This window comes from Mameliella sp. LZ-28, from assembly GCF_012274245.1.
GTDB lineage: Bacteria > Pseudomonadota > Alphaproteobacteria > Rhodobacterales > Rhodobacteraceae > Antarctobacter > Antarctobacter albus.
The window spans coordinates 346,481-365,001 of the sequence record NZ_JAANYX010000032.1; the positions used below are offsets into that span (position 1 = coordinate 346,481).

At 66.8% G+C, this 18,521-nt stretch carries 21 protein-coding genes; 12 read left to right on the forward strand and 9 right to left on the reverse strand.

What is annotated here, in order from left to right:
- Nucleotides 1-299: 299 nt before the first annotated feature.
- The 4 genes from G9Q80_RS16875 to lgt all read right to left on the reverse strand — a co-directional run bounded on the left by G9Q80_RS16875 (nucleotide 300) and on the right by lgt (nucleotide 3,311).
- Nucleotides 300-455 (reverse strand): hypothetical protein, encoded by a 156-nt coding sequence (locus G9Q80_RS16875; protein ID WP_168246505.1) that lies wholly within the window; start codon nucleotides 453-455, stop codon nucleotides 300-302.
- A gap of 122 nt (nucleotides 456-577) precedes the next feature.
- Entirely contained in the window at nucleotides 578-1,333 is a 756-nt protein-coding gene (gene pgeF, locus G9Q80_RS16880) for a peptidoglycan editing factor PgeF (protein ID WP_043140905.1), read from the reverse strand.
- Nucleotides 1,330-2,403: a class I SAM-dependent methyltransferase gene (locus G9Q80_RS16885; RefSeq protein WP_088714719.1), complete on the reverse strand. Its 1,074-nt coding sequence runs from the start codon at nucleotides 2,401-2,403 to the stop codon at nucleotides 1,330-1,332. The genes pgeF and G9Q80_RS16885 overlap by 4 nt, the downstream gene beginning before the upstream one ends.
- Nucleotides 2,400-3,311: a prolipoprotein diacylglyceryl transferase gene (lgt, locus tag G9Q80_RS16890; protein ID WP_088714720.1), complete on the reverse strand. Its 912-nt coding sequence runs from the start codon at nucleotides 3,309-3,311 to the stop codon at nucleotides 2,400-2,402. Before lgt ends, G9Q80_RS16885 begins: the two co-directional genes overlap by 4 nt.
- A gap of 95 nt (nucleotides 3,312-3,406) precedes the next feature.
- Between lgt and G9Q80_RS16895 the strand changes: the two genes are divergently transcribed.
- The 3 genes from G9Q80_RS16895 (at nucleotide 3,407) to xylA (ending at nucleotide 6,573) form a co-directional block, all read left to right on the forward strand.
- On the forward strand, nucleotides 3,407-3,646 hold the full coding sequence (locus tag G9Q80_RS16895; protein ID WP_043140914.1) for an accessory factor UbiK family protein: 240 nt from the start codon (nucleotides 3,407-3,409) through the stop codon (nucleotides 3,644-3,646).
- A gap of 171 nt (nucleotides 3,647-3,817) precedes the next feature.
- Entirely contained in the window at nucleotides 3,818-5,269 is a 1,452-nt protein-coding gene (gene xylB / locus G9Q80_RS16900) for a xylulokinase (protein WP_088714721.1), read from the forward strand.
- Nucleotides 5,266-6,573 carry a xylose isomerase gene (gene xylA / locus G9Q80_RS16905; RefSeq protein WP_088714722.1) on the forward strand — a complete coding sequence of 436 codons (1,308 nt, stop codon included), beginning with the start codon at nucleotides 5,266-5,268 and terminating at the stop codon, nucleotides 6,571-6,573. The genes xylB and xylA overlap by 4 nt, the downstream gene beginning before the upstream one ends.
- A gap of 12 nt (nucleotides 6,574-6,585) precedes the next feature.
- Here xylA and G9Q80_RS16910 read toward each other — a convergent pair whose 3' ends face one another.
- Entirely contained in the window at nucleotides 6,586-7,410 is an 825-nt protein-coding gene (locus tag G9Q80_RS16910) for a transglutaminase-like domain-containing protein (protein WP_088714723.1), read from the reverse strand.
- Nucleotides 7,411-7,560: 150 nt separating this feature from the next.
- On the reverse strand, nucleotides 7,561-8,271 hold the full coding sequence (locus G9Q80_RS16915) for a CDP-alcohol phosphatidyltransferase family protein (RefSeq protein WP_069209516.1): 711 nt from the start codon (nucleotides 8,269-8,271) through the stop codon (nucleotides 7,561-7,563).
- Between the two features lie 129 nt (nucleotides 8,272-8,400).
- Here G9Q80_RS16915 and G9Q80_RS16920 point away from each other — a divergent pair, with 129 nt between their 5' ends.
- The 9 genes from G9Q80_RS16920 to G9Q80_RS16960 all read left to right on the forward strand — a co-directional run bounded on the left by G9Q80_RS16920 (nucleotide 8,401) and on the right by G9Q80_RS16960 (nucleotide 16,367).
- Nucleotides 8,401-9,774 carry a trypsin-like peptidase domain-containing protein gene (locus tag G9Q80_RS16920; protein ID WP_088714724.1) on the forward strand — a complete coding sequence of 458 codons (1,374 nt, stop codon included), beginning with the start codon at nucleotides 8,401-8,403 and terminating at the stop codon, nucleotides 9,772-9,774.
- A gap of 4 nt (nucleotides 9,775-9,778) precedes the next feature.
- The gene (locus G9Q80_RS16925) at nucleotides 9,779-11,098 is read left to right on the forward strand and encodes a replication-associated recombination protein A (protein WP_088714725.1); all 1,320 of its coding nucleotides are present in this window, start codon (nucleotides 9,779-9,781) and stop codon (nucleotides 11,096-11,098) included.
- 117 nt (nucleotides 11,099-11,215) lie between these two features.
- Entirely contained in the window at nucleotides 11,216-11,698 is a 483-nt protein-coding gene (locus G9Q80_RS16930) for a peptidase associated/transthyretin-like domain-containing protein (RefSeq protein WP_088714726.1), read from the forward strand.
- 24 nt (nucleotides 11,699-11,722) lie between these two features.
- Nucleotides 11,723-12,352, forward strand: coding sequence for a ferric reductase-like transmembrane domain-containing protein (locus G9Q80_RS16935; protein WP_088714727.1), 630 nt, complete (start codon nucleotides 11,723-11,725; stop codon nucleotides 12,350-12,352).
- A 32-nt stretch (nucleotides 12,353-12,384) separates the two neighbouring features.
- Nucleotides 12,385-12,759 (forward strand): fluoride efflux transporter CrcB, encoded by a 375-nt coding sequence (crcB, locus tag G9Q80_RS16940; RefSeq protein WP_088714830.1) that lies wholly within the window; start codon nucleotides 12,385-12,387, stop codon nucleotides 12,757-12,759.
- On the forward strand, nucleotides 12,756-13,799 hold the full coding sequence (locus tag G9Q80_RS16945) for an RluA family pseudouridine synthase (RefSeq protein WP_043140935.1): 1,044 nt from the start codon (nucleotides 12,756-12,758) through the stop codon (nucleotides 13,797-13,799). Before crcB ends, G9Q80_RS16945 begins: the two co-directional genes overlap by 4 nt.
- Nucleotides 13,796-14,470, forward strand: a complete 675-nt coding sequence (locus tag G9Q80_RS16950; RefSeq protein WP_074621841.1) for an HAD-IA family hydrolase — start codon at nucleotides 13,796-13,798, stop codon at nucleotides 14,468-14,470. The genes G9Q80_RS16945 and G9Q80_RS16950 overlap by 4 nt, the downstream gene beginning before the upstream one ends.
- Entirely contained in the window at nucleotides 14,467-15,177 is a 711-nt protein-coding gene (locus G9Q80_RS16955; protein WP_088714728.1) for an ATP12 family chaperone protein, read from the forward strand. Before G9Q80_RS16950 ends, G9Q80_RS16955 begins: the two co-directional genes overlap by 4 nt.
- 176 nt (nucleotides 15,178-15,353) lie before the next feature.
- Nucleotides 15,354-16,367 carry an amino acid ABC transporter substrate-binding protein gene (locus G9Q80_RS16960; RefSeq protein ID WP_088714729.1) on the forward strand — a complete coding sequence of 338 codons (1,014 nt, stop codon included), beginning with the start codon at nucleotides 15,354-15,356 and terminating at the stop codon, nucleotides 16,365-16,367.
- Between the two features lie 51 nt (nucleotides 16,368-16,418).
- On the opposite strand, the gene G9Q80_RS16965 is transcribed toward G9Q80_RS16960, so the two are convergent.
- The 3 genes from G9Q80_RS16965 to argB are packed head-to-tail and all read right to left on the reverse strand — an operon-like array spanning nucleotide 16,419 to nucleotide 18,459.
- Nucleotides 16,419-16,907 carry a SixA phosphatase family protein gene (locus tag G9Q80_RS16965; protein WP_088714730.1) on the reverse strand — a complete coding sequence of 163 codons (489 nt, stop codon included), beginning with the start codon at nucleotides 16,905-16,907 and terminating at the stop codon, nucleotides 16,419-16,421.
- Complete coding sequence (locus G9Q80_RS16970) at nucleotides 16,904-17,575, reverse strand: ferredoxin (protein WP_088714731.1); 672 nt, start codon at nucleotides 17,573-17,575, stop codon at nucleotides 16,904-16,906. Before G9Q80_RS16970 ends, G9Q80_RS16965 begins: the two co-directional genes overlap by 4 nt.
- Nucleotides 17,572-18,459 (reverse strand): acetylglutamate kinase, encoded by an 888-nt coding sequence (gene argB / locus G9Q80_RS16975; protein WP_043140951.1) that lies wholly within the window; start codon nucleotides 18,457-18,459, stop codon nucleotides 17,572-17,574. Before argB ends, G9Q80_RS16970 begins: the two co-directional genes overlap by 4 nt.
- Nucleotides 18,460-18,521: the final 62 nt, after the last annotated feature.

An 18,521-nucleotide genomic window follows, 5' to 3' on the forward strand; every position in this document is an offset into this window, starting at 1 on the left:
GATGCCGATCTGGCCGCAATCGGCCCGGCCTGTCAAAATTGGCGCGCTTGAGGAGTTGCGGCGGGCGACAATGCGGAAGCTTCTCCGGGATTGTCGGACCTGGCGGGACATTGGTGCCACATTCCGCCGGCTGCGCGGCGAATCGAAGCCTATCGGATGTCCGGGGGGAGGGGCCTGTGGACGGGCGCGGGCCGCTATCCAGGCTGGCCGGGAGTGGACCGGCGCGGCATCGCCGCGACGGTCGGGGACTTGGTCACAATACAGGGATACAGGGCGTTTCCGGCCCTGCCACGGAAGGGTCAGGCGCTTTTGACGCTGAGTTGGCGCGGGGCCTGCGCCTGTTCGCGGCGGGCGATCATGGCCGCACGCGGGGCGCCGCGTTCGAACGGCAGGCGGGGTGCGCCCTTGCGGGCGGTTTCCGTGATCGATGCGATAAAGCGGCGCTGCGGTTTCATGACGTGTCCTCTGCTCTGCCTCTGGTCGTGCCTGTCCGTAGAATTTGCAGCGAATTGCGGCATCATTGGGACAATGGTGGGCCAATAGGCGGATTGTTTCCGGCAGGGGCCGGGCATAGCGTCTAGAGCCGGATGGCAGAGATCAGGCGGCCATAGTCCGCCTCTCCGGCATGGGTGGCGCGGCGGTAGGAATAGAACCGATCCGGGTCGGAATAGGTGCAATGACGTGTCCATTCCGCCTCGACCCCGGCCTCGCGCAGGCGGTGCAGCCCGTAGGCGGGCAGGTCGAACATCATGCGGTCGCCCGTGCCGCCGGCAAAAAACCGGCTGTTGCGCCCGTCCTCGATGACGAAATCCTCGAAGAACTCGGGCCCGACCTCGTAGGCGCGCTGACTGATCGAGGGGCCGATCACGGCGCGAATCCCCTCGCGCGTGGCGCCGAGGGCCAGCATCGCCTCGACCGTGGCCTCCAGCACGCCATCCCGCGCGCCGCGCCAGCCCGCGTGGGCCGCGCCGATCACACCTGCGCCGTGGTCGGCGAACAGCACCGGCTGGCAATCGGCGGTCAGCACCCCCAGCGCCACGCCGGGCGTCGCGGTGACAAGCGCGTCTGCCTTCCTGTCCGAGGCATCCTGGGGCTGTACCACGGTGACGACATCCGGCGAATGCACCTGGTGCACGGTCAGCAGGCGGTCGGGCGCGGTTTCCATCGCGTTGGCCACGCGCGACCGGTTGATTGCCACGATTTCCGCCTGGTCCGAGGAGCCCGCGCCGCAGTTCAGCCCCGAGAAGATACCCGAGGAGGCGCCGCCCCGGCGCGTGAAAAAACCGTGGCGCAAGGGAGAGAGGCTCAGCGAAGTGATGATCTCGAGCGTCATGGCGTGGCGCGCAGCTCCAGTCCGGGCGGGGGCGGGGAACCCTGTGGCAGCAGGGCGATGGTCTTGAACAGTGATCCCATTTCCGCCGGATGCGTCAACCGGCGATGTGCGGCAATGTGGCTGTCCAGCGCCTCGCCGCTGAGTCGCTGCGCCAGCGCCTGGGCCCGCGCGGTGATCCCCAGGCGTTCCAGGAAAACCCCCTGCGGGGTCAGCAACGTATGGGTGGCGGGGGCGGCGGCAGTGGCCAGGGCCTCGAAATCGACATGGGTGGTGAGGTCGGACTCTCCGGGGGTGGCGAGCGGGTTGGCGGCCTTGTGCCCCTGCAGGGCCTGCAAGGTGTCACCAAGCGAGCGCCAGTCGCCATAGTCGACGATCAGCGCAAGCCCGCCATGTCGGGCGATTCGGGCGCCAAGGGTGGCTGTGATGGCCTGCGCCGGGGCACAGGTCTCGACGATGTCGCCGTCGCGCGTGTCCTGCAGCCTGTGGGCCAGGCCGGGCTGCGGGGCGGGCGCGGCAAGGCCAAGTGCAAGCGTGCCCTCATCGTCCAGCCCGACGACCCGTTCCTGCCAGGCCTCACCCGCGCGCTGGAACTGGCGCACCGGCAGCGCGTCGAAGAACTCGTTGGCGACAAGGAAGATCGGCCCCTCGGGCAGATCCTCGACGCTGTCATGCCATGTTGCCTGCGGCAGGCGGCCGGCCTGTTCGGTGCGCAGCTTGGGCGAGGTTTCGACAAGATGCAGCCGGGCGGCGGCGTGAAAGCCGGGCACGCGGGCGGTGGCGCGCAGGATGTCGGCCATCAGGGTGCCGCGACCGGGGCCAAGCTCTGCCAGGACAAAGGACGCGGGCGCCCCCTGGTCCATCCAGCTTTGCGCCAGGCACAGGCCCACCAGCTCACCGAACATCTGGCTGATCTCGGGGGCGGTGGTAAAGTCGCCCGCCGCGCCCAAGGGGTCACGCGTGCTGTAATAGCCGTGCTGCGGATGCATCAGGCAGGCGGCCATGAAGTCGGCCAGCGTCATCGGCCCGTTGGCCATGACCTGCCGGACCAGGATATCACGCAGTGCGGTCAAGAGGCCGCGTCAGCCCTGGCCCCGCGCGCGCGGTTCAGGGCGAACCAGATTGTCAGCGCCCCTCCCAGGATCATCGGCAGGGTCAGCAGTTGCCCCATCGTCAGGCCGTAGCCGTTCACCTGCAGGGCAAGACCCAGTGGATTGCCTTCGGACTGGAACTGCGCGTCGGGCTGGCGAAAGAACTCGACGATGAATCGCCCGATCCCATAGCCCATGAAGAAGGTGCCCGCGACTGCGCCGGGCCGTTTCAGCCACCCGCGCGAGACCATCCAGATCAGTACGATCAGCAGCACCAGTCCTTCGAGCGTTGCCTCGTACAGCTGCGAGGGGTGACGCGCACAGAGTTCGCCAAGGGGCTGGCCGCAGTCCTGTGCCAGTTGGCCGGGAAAGATCACCGCCCAGGGCACGTCCGAGGGGCGGCCCCAGAGCTCGGCGTTGATGAAATTCGCCAGCCGGCCCAGTAGCAGCCCCGGCGGTGTCGCCAGCGCCAGCAGGTCCGAGGCCGAGGCCAGTGGCGCCTTGTTGCGCGCGCAGAAGATCCAGACCGCCAGCACCACGCCGATCAGCCCGCCGTGAAAGGCCATGCCGCCCTGCCAGATCATCAGGATTTCCGCCGGATGCGTCAGGTAGTAGCCGGGCATGTAGAACAGGACAAAGCCCAGCCGCCCACCCAGGATGATGCCCAGGATCACCCAGGTCAGCAGGTCCTCGATCTGGCGCGGGGTCATGGGCGGCGTGTCATTGGCCCACAGGTGCGCACGCTTGACCGCCCAGAGGGCCAGCCGCCAGCCGATCAGGATGCCCGCGATATAGGCGAGCGCGTACCAGCGCAGCGCGAATTCGAACCCGAAAAGCGCGATGGAAAACACCTCTGACGAGAGGTCGGGAAAGGGGATGGCGGCCTGCATGCGTCCTGTTGCCTCTTGTCGCGCGGCGAAGTCAACCTTGAGGGTTGCGCCTTGTGCGACCATATAGGCAGGGAATGCAACGGCGGAGTGACCCAATGCAGACGCGTAACAAGGTTTTCGAGGATATCAGCCAGCTGATGACCAACGCTATGGGCGTGGCCCAGGGCGCGCGGGAAGAGGCGGAAACCGCCATGAAGTCGATGATCGACCGCTGGCTTGCGGATCGTGATTTCGTCACCCGCGAGGAATTCGACGCGGTCCGCGCGATGGCGCAGAAGGCGCGCGAGGAAAACGAAGCGCTGAAGGCGCGTATCGAAGCGCTGGAAAAGGGCTGAAGCCCTGACGGCATCGGGCCGGATTTCGCGGAAATGAGATGAAACCTATCATTTCCGTCCTGGCCCGGCTCAAGACTCTCATTCCTGCAAACTTGCGCGGTTTCTGACCGCAGGGGTTTGACAGTCCGCCCCTCCTTGGCTTTCGGTAGCGCCAACACGAGGAGGCGGGACATGTATCTGGGTTTGGATATGGGAACCTCGGGGCTGCGGGCCCTGTTGGTGGATGGCAACGGTGCGCCGGTGGGCAGCGCCGTGCGGGCCTATGCGCCGAAACATCCGCATCCCGGCTGGTCCGAACAGGATCCGGCGGATTGGGTGGCGGCGGTGGACGGCGCGCTGGGCGAACTGGCCGCCGCACATCCCCAAGCCATGCCCGCTGTGCGGGGCATGGGCGTGTCGGGTCACATGCATGGTGCCACGCTGCTGGATGCCGACGGTGCGGTGCTGCGCCCCTGCATCCTGTGGAACGACACCCGCAGCGCGGCCGAGGCGGCAGAGCTGGACGGGGCGGCGGCGGTACGCGACCTTTCGGGCAATATCGTCTTTCCGGGGTTCACCGCGCCGAAACTGCTCTGGGTGGCGCGCAACGAACCCGATGTCTTTGCCCGCACCGCGACGGTTCTGCTGCCCGCCGCCTACATGAACTTTCACCTGACAGGCGAACGCTTTGCCGACATGTCGGACAGCGCCGGCACCGCTTGGCTGGATGTGGGCGCGCGCGACTGGTCCGCGCGCCTGCTGGAGGTGTCGGGGATGCGCCCCGACCAGATGCCGCGCCTCGTCGAGGGCTGCGAGACGGGGGGCACCCTGCGCCCCGACCTCGCGGACCGTTGGGGCATGTCTGCGGGTGTGATCGTGGTCGGCGGGGCGGGCGACAACGCGGCCTCGGCCTGTGGCGTCGGCGCGATGCGCGAGGGAACGGGTTTTGTCTCGCTGGGCACATCGGGTGTCGTGCTGACCGGGCGCGACGGCTATGCGCCGCTGCCGGAAAGCGCGGTCCACACCTTTTGCCACGCGGTGCCGGGGCAGTGGTACCAGATGGGGGTGATCCTGGCGGCAACGGACAGCCTGAACTGGTTGTCGCGGGTGACGGGGGCCTCCCCGGCCGAGCTTGCGACCGAGCTGGGCGACACTTTTGACGGGCCGGGAGCGCTGCGCTTCATGCCCTACCTCTCCGGCGAGCGGACGCCGCACAACGACAGCCGCATCCGGGCGGGGTTCCTGAACATCGACGTGGGCAGCAGCCGCCGCGACATGACGCGCGCGGTGATGGAGGGCGTTGCCTTTGCCCTGTGTGATTGCGCCGAGGCGCTCAAGGCCTCCGGCGCACGGCTGGACAGCCTTCTGGCCATCGGCGGGGGGGCGCAGTCGCGCTATTGGGTGGAACTGATCGCGACGGTCCTGGATGTGCCGCTGGCCTTGCCCGACAAGGGCGATTTCGGCGCGGCGCTGGGGGCGGCCCGGCTGGCGATGGTGGGGGCCGGGGCGGGCACGGTCGACGAGATCATGACGCCCCCGCCCGTGCGCGAGACCATTGCGCCGAATGCGGCGCTGACCGGCGCCTACCGCGACGCCTATGCCGCGTGGCGCGAGATTTATCCGGCAGTGAGGGGGCTGACATGAGCACGGGATTTTTCGACGGGATCGACACCATCCGGTACGAGGGGCCGCAAAGCACCAGCGAACTGGCCTATCGCCACTACGACCCCGATGAGATGGTCATGGGCAAGCGCATGGAGGATCACCTGCGTTTTGCCGTCGCCTGGTGGCACAGCTTTGCCTGGGAGGGGGGCGATCCGTTCGGCGGTCAGACCTTTGTCCGGCCTTGGCATCCGCAGGACGACATGGGGCGCGCCAAGATGAAGGCCGACGTGGCCTTCGAGATGTTCGGCATCCTGGGCCAGCCCTTTTATTGCTGGCATGACGCGGACATCCGGCCGGAAATGGGCAATTACGCCGACAACCTCGCCGGGCTGGAAGAGATCACTGACTACATGGGCCAAAAGCAGGAGGCCACGGGGACCCGGCTGCTGTGGGGGACGGCCAACTTGTTCTCGCACCGGCGGTTCATGTCGGGGGCGGCGACCAACCCGGACCCGGAGGTCTTTGCCTTTGCTGCCGCGACGGTGAAGGGCTGCATCGACGCGACGCATAAACTCGGCGGGCAGAACTACGTTCTGTGGGGTGGGCGCGAGGGGTATGAAACCCTGCTGAACACCGATCTGGGCCGCGAAGCCGACAACATGGCGCGCTTCCTGTCGATGGTGGTGGATTACAAGCACAAGATCGGGTTCGAGGGCACGATACTTGTCGAACCCAAGCCGCAGGAACCGTCGAAGCATCAGTATGATTACGACGTGGCCACCTGCATCGGCTTCCTGCGCAAGTACGGGCTGCAGGATGATATCAAGCTGAACATCGAGCAGGGACATGCGATCCTGGCCGGGCATTCGTTCGAGCATGAGCTGGCGCTGGCGGCCACCGAGGGGATGCTGGGGTCGATCGACATGAACCGCAACGACTACCAGTCGGGCTGGGACACCGACCAGTTTCCCAACAACGTGCCCGAGGTGGCGCTGGCCTACTATCAGGTGCTGAAGATGGGCGGGTTCACAACCGGCGGAACCAATTTCGACGCCAAGCTGCGGCGGCAGTCGCTGGACCCGGTGGACCTGGTGGCCGCCCATGTGGGGGGCATGGACATCTGCGCGCGGGGCCTCAAGGCGGCGGCGGCAATGCTGGAGGACGGCGGGTTGGAACAGGCGCTGTCCGAGCGGTACGCCGATTGGGACACGCCCGGGGCGCAGGCCATGCTGCAAAGCGACCTCGGGGCGATCCAGCAGCGCGTGCTGGAGGAGGGGATCAATCCCGAGCCACGTTCCGGCCGGCAGGAACGGCTGGAAAACTGGGTCAACAGGTTCGTCTGAGGGAGAGGCCGCTCAGGCGGGCCCGGGGGCGTCGTCGATCTGGTGAATCCAGACCTCGAACCCGGTCAGGTCGTGGCGGCCGAAACTGTGGATCAGCGGCACGTCCGCCGCGTCGCGTCCGCGCGCGATCAGCACCCGGCCAAAGCGGGTGTCGTTGTTGCGCGGATCGAAGACCCACCATTGCCCGCCCAGGTAGACCTCCATCCAGGCGGCGAAATCCATCGGGCGGATCGGCGCGGACTGGCCGATGTCGCTGACATAGCCGGTGCAATAACGCGTGGGGATGTTCAGCGCCCGGCACAGCGCCACCGCCAGGTGGGTGAAATCACGGCAGACGCCGACGCCCTCGTTCAGCGCCTCGGCGGCGGTGCGGGTGGGGCGCGAGTGCTCATAGCCGAAGCGGATGTGGGTATGCACGAAGTCGCAGACCGCCTGCACCCGGGACCAGCCAAGGGGCGCGTCGCCGAACCGGTCCCAGGCAAATTCCGACAGAACGTCGCTTTCGCAGTAGCGACTGGGCAGCAGGAACCCCAGCGCCTCGACCGGCAGTTGTTCGACGGCATGTTGCTGCGCCTCATGCCCCACGGGGTCGGAAAACCCGGCATCGAACAGCGTGCCGTCCGTCGTCATGGTCATCCGGCCTTCGGGCGCGACCAGCCGGTTGCACCAGTTGCCGAACCCGTCGCGATAGGCCTCGACCGGGACGCCGGGATCGGTCAGCAGCAGGTCGGGCCGTTCCAGATCGCTGGCGCGCGAATAATGCACGTTCAGCAAGCAGATCAGCGGTGTGGGCGCGGCAAGCTCGATAGAAATCCGGCAGCCCAGGTTAATACGCATGGTCCCTCGTCCGGTTGCGGCCCGGGCCTGTGGCGCCCGGCCAGTTCCTTTACCCAAACATCATTGGGCGCCGGGCGAAAGCCATAGCCTCTGGTTGGGGTGCTCAAATAACGGGCTGTGCCGAATAAACCGGCAGGGCTATGCCGACGGTCAGGCCGCCTTGCGGGCCGGGATGACCTGTTGGGCCACGCCCGCAAACAGCAGGTAGACAGAGGTCACGACCAGCCCCCAGTGCGCCCAGCTTTGCGGGTGGAAATCCACCCAGGCGGCCCAGCCGGCAAAGACCGTCCAGGCGAGGGCGATGGGCAGCGACAGCATCCGCCAGCGCGCGGTGCGCACCGGGTGAATGAATTTCAACGGCAGGAACATGGCCAGCGCCAGCGCGGCGACAAGCGCCAGGATCACCCAGAAATCGGGCTTGATGGCGAAAAGGACCAGCACCAGCATGTTCCAGCAGCCGGGAAAGCCCTGAAAGGAATTGTCCTCTGTCTTCATGCGGTTGTCGGCGAAATACATGGCGCTGGAAAAGGTGATCAGGATGATCGCCACCCAGCCCGTCCAGCCCGGCAACAGCCCCGACTGGAACAGAGCGAAGGCCGGGATGAAGACATAGGTCAGGTAGTCGATGATCAGGTCCAGCAGGACGCCGTCGAACCGGGGGGCAAAGGTCTTGACGTCGTATTTCCGCGCCAGAGGTCCGTCCACGCCGTCGACGGCAAAGGCCACGACCAGCCAGAGGAACATGAGCGACCAGTTTTCCTGCACCGCCGCCAGCATCGCCAGCATGGCAAAGACCGCCCCGGTGGCGGTCAGAAGGTGAACGCAGAGCGCACTGGTCTCGGGCTTCAATCGTGACGTCATGAAACCGTCATGGAGCAAATGTGCACGGGTTGCAATTGCCCAAGCGTTTGGTGCCGGGCGCGGGCGCCGCTTGCATCGGACCGGGGTGGGGGACATATGCTAGGGGTCCGAGATAGCCGGAGGATTTTCATGCTCAGAGCTTTTGTTTGTCTAATTATGCTGGCGGTCCCGGCGGCGGCGCAGGACGTGCGCGTGCCGCAGAGCCCGGGTGAGATCAGCCTCAGTTTCGCGCCCCTCGTGAAAGAGGCGGCCCCGGCTGTGGTCAACATCTATGCCCGCCGCGTCGTCGAACAGCGCAGCCCCTTTGCCGGCGACCCGGTCTTTGGCGATTTCTTTCGCCAGTTCGAACAGCGGCCCCGGGTGCAGAATTCGCTGGGGTCCGGTGTGATCCTGTCTGCCGATGGCATCGCGGTGACGAATTATCATGTCGTGGGCCAGGCGACGGACATCCGCGTGGTGCTGAACGACCGGCGCGAATACGACGCGGAAATCCTGCTGGCGGACGAGGAATCCGACCTTGCCATCATGCGGCTGGCCGGCGCCGAGGACATGCCGCACCTGGATCTGCGTGACAGTGACACGGTCGAGGTGGGCGAGCTGGTGCTGGCCATCGGCAACCCCTTCGGCATCGGGCAGACCGTGTCCTCGGGTATCGTGTCCGGGCTTGCGCGGTCGGGCACCGCGACGGGCAATGCGCGCGGCTATTTCATCCAGACCGATGCGCCGATCAACCCGGGCAATTCCGGCGGGGCGCTGATCGACGTGCAGGGTGAGCTGATCGGCGTGAACACCTCGATCCTGACGCGGTCGGGCGGGTCGAACGGTATCGGCTTTGCCATCCCCGCGGGGCTGGTGGCGCAATTCGTCAAACAGGCTCAGGAAGGCCATCGCCGGTTCCAGCGGCCCTGGGCGGGGATGGTCGGACAGTCGGTGACGGCGGAACTGTCGGACAGCCTTGGCCTTGACCTGCCCGGTGGGGTGGTCATCGCCGAGATGCACGAAGACAGCCCCTTTGCCGCAGCGGGCCTTCAGGTGGGCGACGTGGTGTCCGAGGTCGACCGTGCGCCGGTGAACACACCCGCCGAGATGCTGTTCCGCATGTCGATGCGCGGGATCGGCCGGTCGGCCGAGGTGATCTATGTCCGCCGGGGCGAGGAAAAGATCGCCACCGTTCCGATGATCGCCCCGCCCGACAGCCCGCCGCGCGAGATGGTCGATCTTGGCGAACGCACCGTCCTGCCGGGGTTGCAGGTGGCGCGGGCCAACCCGGCGGTGGTTTCGGAACTGGGACTGCCGGTGGACTCCGAGGGGATCGTCGTGCTGGATCCCGGCCCCTTTGGCGCCCAGATCGGCCTGCAGACCGGGGACCGGCTGCTGGGTGTGAACGGCCGCCGGATCGAGGCGCCGCGCGACGTGGATCGCCTGCTGCGCCGTCCCGGCCCGCTGGTCCAGATCGAGGTGCTGCGCGGCAACCGCCGGCTCCTGTTACGCTTCCGGGCCTGACCGGATGGCCGATCTCTTTGATACCGGGGCGGCAGAACCCGCCGTGGCCGACAGCGCACCGCGCCCCCTGGCCGACCGGCTGCGGCCCCGGCGGCTGGACGAGGTGATCGGCCAGCGCCAGGTGCTGGGACCGGACGCGCCGCTGGGCGTGATGCTGGAGGCGGGCACGCTGGGGTCGATCGTCTTCTGGGGGCCGCCGGGGGTGGGCAAGACCACCATCGCGCGGTTGCTGGCGGATGCCACCGATCTGCATTTTGTCCAGATCAGCGCGATCTTTTCCGGCGTGCCGGAGCTGCGCAAGGTTTTCGAGGCCGCGAAACAGCGCCGCCGCACCGGGCAGGGCACCCTGCTTTTCGTCGACGAGATCCATCGTTTCAACAAGGCACAACAGGACAGCTTCTTGCCCCACATGGAGGACGGCACGATCCTGCTGGTGGGCGCCACCACGGAAAACCCGTCCTTTGAACTGAACGCCGCTTTGCTCAGCCGGGCGCAGGTGCTGGTGCTGGAACGCCTGGGCGAAGAAGATCTCGAGGCCCTGGTCAAGCGGGCCGAGGGCGAACTGGGCCGGGACCTGCCGCTGGACGCATCGGCCCGTGCCGCCCTGCTGGACATGGCCGATGGCGACGGGCGCGCGCTGTTGAACCTGGTTGAACAGGTGACCTCCTGGCGGCTGGCAAAACCGCTGGACACCGATGGGCTGAAGACGCGGCTGATGAAGCGTGCCGCCGTCTACGACAAGTCCGGGGATGGCCATTACAACCTGATCTCGGCGCTGCACAAATCGGTGCGCGGGTCCGATCCCGATGCCGCGCTCTACTGGTACGCGCGGATGCTGGAGGCGGGCGAAGACCCGCGATACCTGGCGCGCCGCATCACCCGCATGGCGGTCGAGGACATCGGCCTGGCCGATCCGCAGGCGCAGGCGGTCTGCCTGCAAAGCTGGGAAACCTACGAACGGCTGGGCAGCCCTGAGGGGGAACTCGCCATTGCGCAGGCGCTGGTCTACCTGGCGCTGGCGCCGAAATCGAACGCGGCCTATGTCGCGTACAAGGCCGCGCGGGCATCGGCGAAAAAGACCGGCAGCCTGATGCCGCCCAAGCATATCCTGAACGCGCCCACCGGGTTGATGAAGGACCAGGGCTATGGCGCGGGCTATGCCTATGACCACGATGCCGAGGACGGGTTTTCCGGGCAGGATTATTTCCCCGACAAGATGGACCGCGCCAGTTTCTACGAGCCGGTGGAACGCGGGTTCGAACGCGACCTGCGCAAGCGGGTGGATTATTTCGCGCGTCTGCGGTCGCAGCGAAAGGGCGGCTAGGGCGGCGTTCACGGCATTGTGGTGGGCGGACGGGTGAAACGCGGGGCCGAACGGCCTAGGCTTTCCCTCACGACTTTCCCGAACCGCCGTGCCGACGGCCAAGGAGGAGACGCCGCCATGACCGTTCCGTTCTACAACCGCCGCGCCTTTCTGATTTCCGCAGGGCTGGCCGGGGCCGCTCTGGTCCATGCGCCGGGGCAGGCGCTGGCCGCCGGACTGGCGCCGACCCGATCCATGCGGGGCGGCAGCAACAACTATCGGCCCGGCGCACCCTTGGTCGAAAACCTGGGCCGCGGGTTCTTTGTCCGGGGCAAGGTGCTGCGCGCGGGCGATGGCGCGCCGCTGGACAACCTCCGCATCCAGATCTGGGCCGCCACCGTGCTGGGCGGAGAGCGCGAGCCGCGCAATCATGGCAGCGTGCTGACCCGGGCCGATGGTTCTTTCGAGCTGGAGATGGAACAGATCGTGCCGAACTTCGGTCAGCCACATGCGCATCTGGCCTATGACGACGGCCGCTTCAAGACCGTCTTCCTGCGACCCGTGATGCCAAGCGCCAAGGATACCGCCGTGTCGGCGGACTTCGTTCTGCAACCCGCCTGAAGTGTGCCGGGCGGCCACAAACCCATGCGCGCGCTGCTGATCTGGGGTGCCGTGCTGGCGCTGATGGCGGTGCCAGTGGCCTATGCCGCTGGCAGCCCGCTGCTATCCTATCGCGGCGCCGCCTATATCGTTGGGGGCTTTGCCGGCATTTTCTGCCTGGCGCTGATGGTTTTGCAGCCGCTGCTGGCAGCGGGCTACCTGCCCGGCGTCGGCGGCCCGCGCGGGCGGCGCTGGCACCGTTGGCTGGGGGTTGTGTTGACCGCCGGCGTGGTGCTGCATGTGGCGGGTCTGTACGTGACCAGCCCGCCGGACACGCTTGACGCGCTTCTTCTGGTCTCGCCGACGCCGTTTTCCGTCTATGGCGTTGCGGCCATGTGGGCCGTCCTGCTGACCGCGCTGCTGGCCGGGTTGCGGCGGCGGATCGGGCTGCGGCCCCGCCTCTGGCAGCAGGTGCACGGAGTGCTGGCGCTGGTGATCGCCGTCTCGACGGTGGTTCATGCGGTGCAGATCCAGGGCGCGATGGAACCGGTGACGAAATGGGGGCTTTGCCTGGCGGTGCTGGCGGCGACCGGGGCGGCCCTGCTGGACCTGCGGGTGCTCAAGCCGCTGCGTCGGTGGCGGGACCGTCGCGACACCCGGCCCGGCCGCGCTTGACATCCGGGCCCCTCGCCGCCATGTCCGCGCCCATGACGCCCCTTCTGCAAGTTGCGCTGGGCGGCGCCCTTGGCGCCTCGGCCCGCTATATGACAGGCATCGCCGCGGCGCGCCTGTTGGGCAAGGGATTCCCCTGGGGCACGCTGACCGTGAACATCGTCGGATCCTTCCTGATGGGCGTTCTGGTGGTGGCCCTGCTGCACCTCAGCGCGAACCGCTATGCGCCCTTGCTGATGACCGGTGTGCTGGGCGGTTTCACCACCTTCTCGGCCTTTTCGCTGGATGCGATTACCCTGTATGAACGGGGACAGGGCGGGTTGGCGGCGGTCTATGTCGCGGGATCCGTGATCCTGTCGCTGGCGGCGCTCCTTGCCGGTCTCACCCTTGCACGGAGTGCTGTTTCATGAGCCGAGTTCAAACCGTGACCGTGGGCCCGGGCGATGGCGACCAGCGGCTTGACCGCTGGCTCAAGCGGCATTTCCCGCAACTGGCGCAGGGCCGTATCGAAAAGATGTGCCGCAAGGGTGAGCTGCGCGTCGACGGCGCGCGCGTCAAGGCCTCGACCCGGCTGGAGGTCGGTCAGCAGGTCCGCATCCCGCCCTTGCCCGAACCCGGCCAGGTGGAAAGCGCGCCGAAACCCGCCGTTTCGGACCAGGATGCGCAGATGATCCGCGATTGCGTGATCTACAAGGACGATCACCTGATCGCGATCAACAAGCCCCCCGGGCTGGCGACACAGGGCGGCAGCAAGCAGACCCGCCACGTCGACGGCCTGGCCGAGGCGCTGACCTTTGGCTACGACGAGAAACCGCGCCTGGTACATCGGTTGGACAAGGACACATCCGGCGTCCTGGTGCTGGCGCGCACGCGCGAGGCGGCCAAGGCGCTGACCGCCGCGATCCGGCACAAGCTGACACGCAAGATATACTGGGCGCTGGTGGCCGGTGTGCCTACGCCTTACCTGGGCGAGATCCGGTATGGCCTGGTCAAGGCACCGGGCCACGGACACCACGGCGAGGGTGAAAAGATGCTGTGCGTCCACCCGCGCGACATGGCGCATACAGAAGGTGCAAAACGTGCACACACATTGTATGCAACGCTTTACCGCGTCGCGGGCCGTGCCTCTTGGGTGGCGCTGGAGCCGATCACCGGCCGCACCCACCAGTTGCGCGCGCACATGGCCGAGATCGGACATCCAATCATCGGGGACGGCAAATACGGCGGTTCGGGGCAGGAAAACCTGGGCGATGGCTGGGGCGCACAACTGGGTGGGATGATCTCGCGCAAGTTGCACCTGCACGCACGCTCGATGCGGTTCGAACATCCCTTCACCGGCAAGCCACTGACCCTGACCGCGCCCTTGCCCGATCACATGGCGCAAAGCTGGGACACGCTGGGCTGGACCGAGGATATCGCCGCCGACGATCCTTTCGAGGAACTGCAATGAGCCTGAGCCTCGTGATCTTCGACGTCGACGGGACGCTTGTCGACAGCCAGGGCGATATCCTGGGTGCCATGAGCATCGCCTTTGCCAGCGAGGGGATCGAACGCCCGACGCGCGAGGCGATCCTGGCGATCGTCGGCCTGTCCCTGCCGCAGGCCTTTTCGCATCTCGCGCCCGAGCTTGGCCCGGTGCAGCGCACGCGCCTGGTCGAGGCTTACAAGGACGCCTATGCCGAATTGCGGATGAAGGGCGGGCCAGAGGCCTCGCCGCTCTATCCCGGCATCCCGGCTTTGCTGGATCGGTTGTCGGCGCGGGACGACGTGCTGTTGGGGATCGCCACGGGCAAGTCGCGGCGCGGGCTGACCGCGCTTCTGGAAAGCCACGGGCTGACACAGCGCTTCGTCACCCGGCAATGTGCCGATGACAACCCGTCCAAGCCGCATCCTGCGATGCTGTTCAACGCCCTGGATGAAGCGGGGGTGGACCCCGAGCGGGCGATGATGATCGGCGACACGAGCTATGACATGGAAATGGCGCAGGCTGCGGGTATGCCGCGCATCGGCGTGACATGGGGGTATCACCCGCCCGAGGCTCTGACCGGGGCGGAACATGTCGTGGATGATGCCGCCGGGCTGGAACGCGCCATAGACACCGTCCTGGAGGGCATGACATGAGCGAATGGGCGCTCAAACGTTTCTGGCAGAACGCCGAGGTGACACCGGTCGAGGGCGGCTTTGCCGTCACGCTGGACGGGCGCGGGGTCAAGACCCCGGCCAAGACCGCGCTGGTGGTGCCGACAGAGGCCCTGGCGCGTGAGATCGCCGGCGAATGGGCCGCGCAGGAGGACAAGGTCGATCCGACCTCGATGCCCTTTACCCGCATGGCCAATTCCGCCCTGGACAAGGTGACGCCGCAGCATGCGGCCGTGGCCGACATGCTGGCCGCTTATGGTGACAGCGATCTGCTGTGCTATCGTGCCGACGATCCGGAAGGGCTGGCAGAGCGTCAGCGCCAGGGCTGGGACCCCTTGCTGGACTGGGCCGAGGCGACCTATGGTGCCAGGCTGGTGCCCGTGGCGGGGGTCATCCACCAGCCGCAGGACGCGCAGGCGCTGGACCGGCTGAGCGCAGAGGTGCACGGGCAATCGCCGTTCCACCTGGCCGCTTTCCATGACCTCGTGTCGATGTCCGGTTCGCTGGTGCTGGCGTTGGCGGTGATCCGGGGCGCATGTGCACCCGAAGAGGCCTGGGCGCTGTCGCGGATCGACGAGACCTGGCAGGAAGAGCAATGGGGTGTCGATGAAGAAGCCGCCGAAATTGCCCAAAGAAAACGCGGCGAGTTCCTGCATGCGAGTGTTTTCCATTCGCTCGCAGATGGTTAGACAGGATCGGGACGGGCGGAACCTTGCCTTTCCGGGTGGCATCCTTGCTTGACCTTTGGGCGGGAATCCGCCCAAATTGGCCCAGCGTCGAGGGGGGCTCGGATCAAGGACCCCTCCGTTTTTTTGTCCGGCGGGGGCCGGTCTGTGACAAGCGAGATCCGGGGTTAGAGAACGGCATGCTGAGGTTATTTCTATGCGCGACGGCCTTCCTGGCCTGTGCCGTCGGCGGCGCCTCGGCCGGCACGCTGAAGGACGTCCAAGACAGGGAAGTCCTGAACTGCGGGGTGAACTCCGGCCTGATCGGCTTTGCCTCGCGGGATTCGCGCGACGAATGGGCGGGATTCGACGTGGACCTGTGCCGTGCCATCGCGGCGGCGGTGCTGGGCGATCCTTCGGCGGTGGAATTCGTGGAAACCACGAACCGCACGCGCTTTACCCTGCTTCTTGGCGGGGACCTGGACGTGCTGGCACGCAACACGACCTGGAGCTTTGCCACCGACGTTGGCGTGAAGGTCGATTTCGCCGGGATCAACTACTATGACGGGCAGCGCTTCATGGTGCCCAAGACGCTGGGGGTCTCTTCTCCGACGGAGCTGAACGGCAAGCGCGTCTGCGTCCAGCCGGACACCAAGACGGCGATGAATCTGGACGAGTATTTCGCCCGCAACAACATCACCTACGAGCCGGTCGCTGTCGAAAGCACGGCGCAGGCGCAGACCTTCTACCTGGAAGGCGAATGCGAGGTCTTCACCGGCGACGCCTCGGAACTGGCGGCGATCCGCGCCGCCTTCAAGGCGCCAGGTGATCACCTTTTGCTGGACGACGTGATTTCGAAGGAACCGCTGGGTCCGGTGGTGCGCCACGGGGACGACGAATGGGCTGACGTCGTCCGCTGGGTCCTGAACGCGCTGATCTCGGCAGAGGAACTGGGCGTGACCTCGGTCAACATCGACGAGATGCGCGAGAGCACGGACAACCCGGAAATCGCGCGCCTGCTGGGCACCAGCGGGCTGATGGGCGAGATGCTGGGCCTGGATGCGGATTGGGCTGTGCGGGCGATCAAGGCCGGCGGCAACTATGGCGAGATCTTTGCCCGCAACATCGGTGAGACGACGCCTATCGGCCTGTCGCGCGGGTTGAACCTGCAGTGGACCGATGGCGGGTTACTGTATAGCCCGCCGTTCCGCTGAATTCGGACGCCTTTCGGGGATTCTTGCAGAGTAGAAACAGGGGCGCCCGCGTCAGTCGGTGAGGTCGCGCGGCACGATGAAGGCCTCTGCGGTCCCGGTACCGGGTTGCAGGCGACGCCAGTCGTCGATGTCGAAACGGGCCACCAGCGTGGCGCAGGTCGGGTAGGCGGCAAAGCGCGGGTGATCCGGGGGCGATTCCAGCAGGTCTTCGGCGAGGGCCGCGATGCCCGGGTTATGGCCCAGCATCATCACGCTGTTGCCTGCTGCGGTTTTCAGGATCTCCAGCATGGTTTCCGGGGCGGCGTGATAAAGCGCCGGTTCGAAGCGAACGGGGGCTTTGGCCCCCAGCAGAGCCAGCGTCTCGCGCGTGCGCGTTGCCGTCGAGCACAGGATGTCGTCCGGAAGAAATCCCTTTTCCCGCAACCAGTCGCCGATCGCAGGCGCGGCACGGCGGCCCCGGCTGTTCAGTGGCCGATCATGATCGGGTAGGCCATGGCTCCAATCGGATTTGGCGTGGCGGATCAGGATGAGCTGTTTCAAGGCGCATCTGCCCCAAGGAAAGCCCGCATGTGAAAGGCGGATTGCGCTGCCCTGCGCGAGAAACCGTCAGAGACGGGGCAGGCGCGGCGGACCAGGCAGCCCTCGGTCCGGCAGGTCATGCCCTCGGCTGTCAGCATATGGGCCTTGCAGCGCGCCACGTCATAGGTTTGACCGGGCCCAAGTGCCCCCACCGGACAGGCGGTTTCGCAGGGGCGCGGACAGGTGCCACAGGGCTGCGTGCCGGTGGGTGTCAGCGGCAGGCGCACCGGAAGGGCAATGGCGCCACGGTAGCTGATGAAGAGCCCGGCGGCATCGTGCACCAGCATCCCGACCGGCGACGACCATGCGCGGCCCGTTCCCAGCGCCCAGGACAGGAACGGCGCATAGGGTGGTCCGTCCGATGGAAAGATCGCCGTTCCGCCCCAGTCCTCGGCCACCGCGGACAGCACCCGTTTCGACCAGCGGTCGAGCGGATCGGGCGCACCGTCCAGGTATTCGGGGGCAGCGGTGAAGAGCGGCCAGAAATGCGGCTCGTCCGGGCCGAGCAGCAACAGGGTGCCGGTGCCCTCGGGCGCGCCGTCTTCGCTGTCCGGGTGCAGGGCGCCGCGCAGCCGAAGCCCGGCACGGGCGGCGGCGATGTCGGCGTCCTGCAGGTCCCTCGGGGTCATTTCGGCAGGGGCGGCCGGTTGTCGGAGCGGATCATCGACCCCGACCCATGTTCGGTGAACAGCTCCAGCAAGCAGGCATTGGACACGCGCCCGTCGATGATGACCACCGCGCGCACGCCCTCTTCGATGGCCTTGAGCGCGGTTTCCGTCTTGGGGATCATGCCGCCCGCGATCACGCCCTCGGCGGTCAGCTTGCGCACGTCATCCGGCGACAGTTCGGTCACCACCTCGCCGTCTGGTCCCTTGACGCCCTGCACATCGGTCAAGAGCAGCAGGCGGTCGGCCTTGAGCGCGCCGGCAATGGCGCCGGCGGCGGTGTCGCCGTTGACGTTGTAGGTTTCCGTCACCTCTGTCCCGGTGGCAACCGGGGCCACGACCGGGATGATCCCGGCGGTAAAGAGATCCCGCAGGACCTGGACGTTCATCTCGATCGGGCGGCCGACAAATCCCAGTTCGGGATCGTCCGGTTCGCAGACCATCAAGTCGTCGTCCTTGCCCGACAGGCCGACCGCGCGGCCGCCTTCGTCCATGATCGCCTGGACAATGCGCTTGTTCACGAGGCCGGTCAGAACCATCTCGACCACCTCGACGGTGGCCTGGTCGGTAACGCGCTTGCCGCGGACGAACTTGCTTTCGATGTTCAGCCGCTTGAGCATGTCGTTGATCATCGGCCCGCCGCCATGCACCACGACAGGGTTCACGCCCACCTGGCGCATCAGAACGATGTCGCGGGCAAAGGCGGCCATTTCCGCGTCGTCGCCCATCGCGTTGCCGCCGAACTTCACCACGACAATGGCGCCGGTGTAGCGCTGCATGAAGGGCAGGGCCTCGGAGAGGGTCCGGGCGGTGGCGATCCAGTCTCTGTTCATGTTCTGTCGTCTCATCTCGGGTCTTCCAGGCAGGGGGCTATACCCAGAATGCCCCGCGCGGGGCGGGATTTCCAGAG

What these genes read in the sequence shown, in the direction of transcription:
- G9Q80_RS16875 (WP_168246505.1), bottom strand. Translation starts at nt 455, where the DNA reads ATGAAACCGCAGCGCCGCTTTATCGCATCGATCACGGAAACCGCCCGC.
- pgeF (WP_043140905.1), bottom strand. Translation starts at nt 1,333, where the DNA reads ATGACGCTCGAGATCATCACTTCGCTGAGCCTCTCTCCCTTGCGCCAC.
- lgt (WP_088714720.1), bottom strand. Translation starts at nt 3,311, where the DNA reads ATGCAGGCCGCCATCCCCTTTCCCGACCTCTCGTCAGAGGTGTTTTCC.
- G9Q80_RS16895 (WP_043140914.1), top strand. Translation starts at nt 3,407, where the DNA reads ATGCAGACGCGTAACAAGGTTTTCGAGGATATCAGCCAGCTGATGACC.
- xylB (WP_088714721.1), top strand. Translation starts at nt 3,818, where the DNA reads ATGTATCTGGGTTTGGATATGGGAACCTCGGGGCTGCGGGCCCTGTTG.
- xylA (WP_088714722.1), top strand. Translation starts at nt 5,266, where the DNA reads ATGAGCACGGGATTTTTCGACGGGATCGACACCATCCGGTACGAGGGG.
- G9Q80_RS16910 (WP_088714723.1), bottom strand. Translation starts at nt 7,410, where the DNA reads ATGCGTATTAACCTGGGCTGCCGGATTTCTATCGAGCTTGCCGCGCCC.
- G9Q80_RS16915 (WP_069209516.1), bottom strand. Translation starts at nt 8,271, where the DNA reads ATGACGTCACGATTGAAGCCCGAGACCAGTGCGCTCTGCGTTCACCTT.
- G9Q80_RS16920 (WP_088714724.1), top strand. Translation starts at nt 8,401, where the DNA reads ATGCTCAGAGCTTTTGTTTGTCTAATTATGCTGGCGGTCCCGGCGGCG.
- G9Q80_RS16925 (WP_088714725.1), top strand. Translation starts at nt 9,779, where the DNA reads ATGGCCGATCTCTTTGATACCGGGGCGGCAGAACCCGCCGTGGCCGAC.
- G9Q80_RS16930 (WP_088714726.1), top strand. Translation starts at nt 11,216, where the DNA reads ATGACCGTTCCGTTCTACAACCGCCGCGCCTTTCTGATTTCCGCAGGG.
- G9Q80_RS16935 (WP_088714727.1), top strand. Translation starts at nt 11,723, where the DNA reads ATGCGCGCGCTGCTGATCTGGGGTGCCGTGCTGGCGCTGATGGCGGTG.
- crcB (WP_088714830.1), top strand. Translation starts at nt 12,385, where the DNA reads ATGACGCCCCTTCTGCAAGTTGCGCTGGGCGGCGCCCTTGGCGCCTCG.
- G9Q80_RS16945 (WP_043140935.1), top strand. Translation starts at nt 12,756, where the DNA reads ATGAGCCGAGTTCAAACCGTGACCGTGGGCCCGGGCGATGGCGACCAG.
- G9Q80_RS16950 (WP_074621841.1), top strand. Translation starts at nt 13,796, where the DNA reads ATGAGCCTGAGCCTCGTGATCTTCGACGTCGACGGGACGCTTGTCGAC.
- G9Q80_RS16955 (WP_088714728.1), top strand. Translation starts at nt 14,467, where the DNA reads ATGAGCGAATGGGCGCTCAAACGTTTCTGGCAGAACGCCGAGGTGACA.
- G9Q80_RS16960 (WP_088714729.1), top strand. Translation starts at nt 15,354, where the DNA reads ATGCTGAGGTTATTTCTATGCGCGACGGCCTTCCTGGCCTGTGCCGTC.
- G9Q80_RS16970 (WP_088714731.1), bottom strand. Translation starts at nt 17,575, where the DNA reads ATGACCCCGAGGGACCTGCAGGACGCCGACATCGCCGCCGCCCGTGCC.
- argB (WP_043140951.1), bottom strand. Translation starts at nt 18,459, where the DNA reads ATGAGACGACAGAACATGAACAGAGACTGGATCGCCACCGCCCGGACC.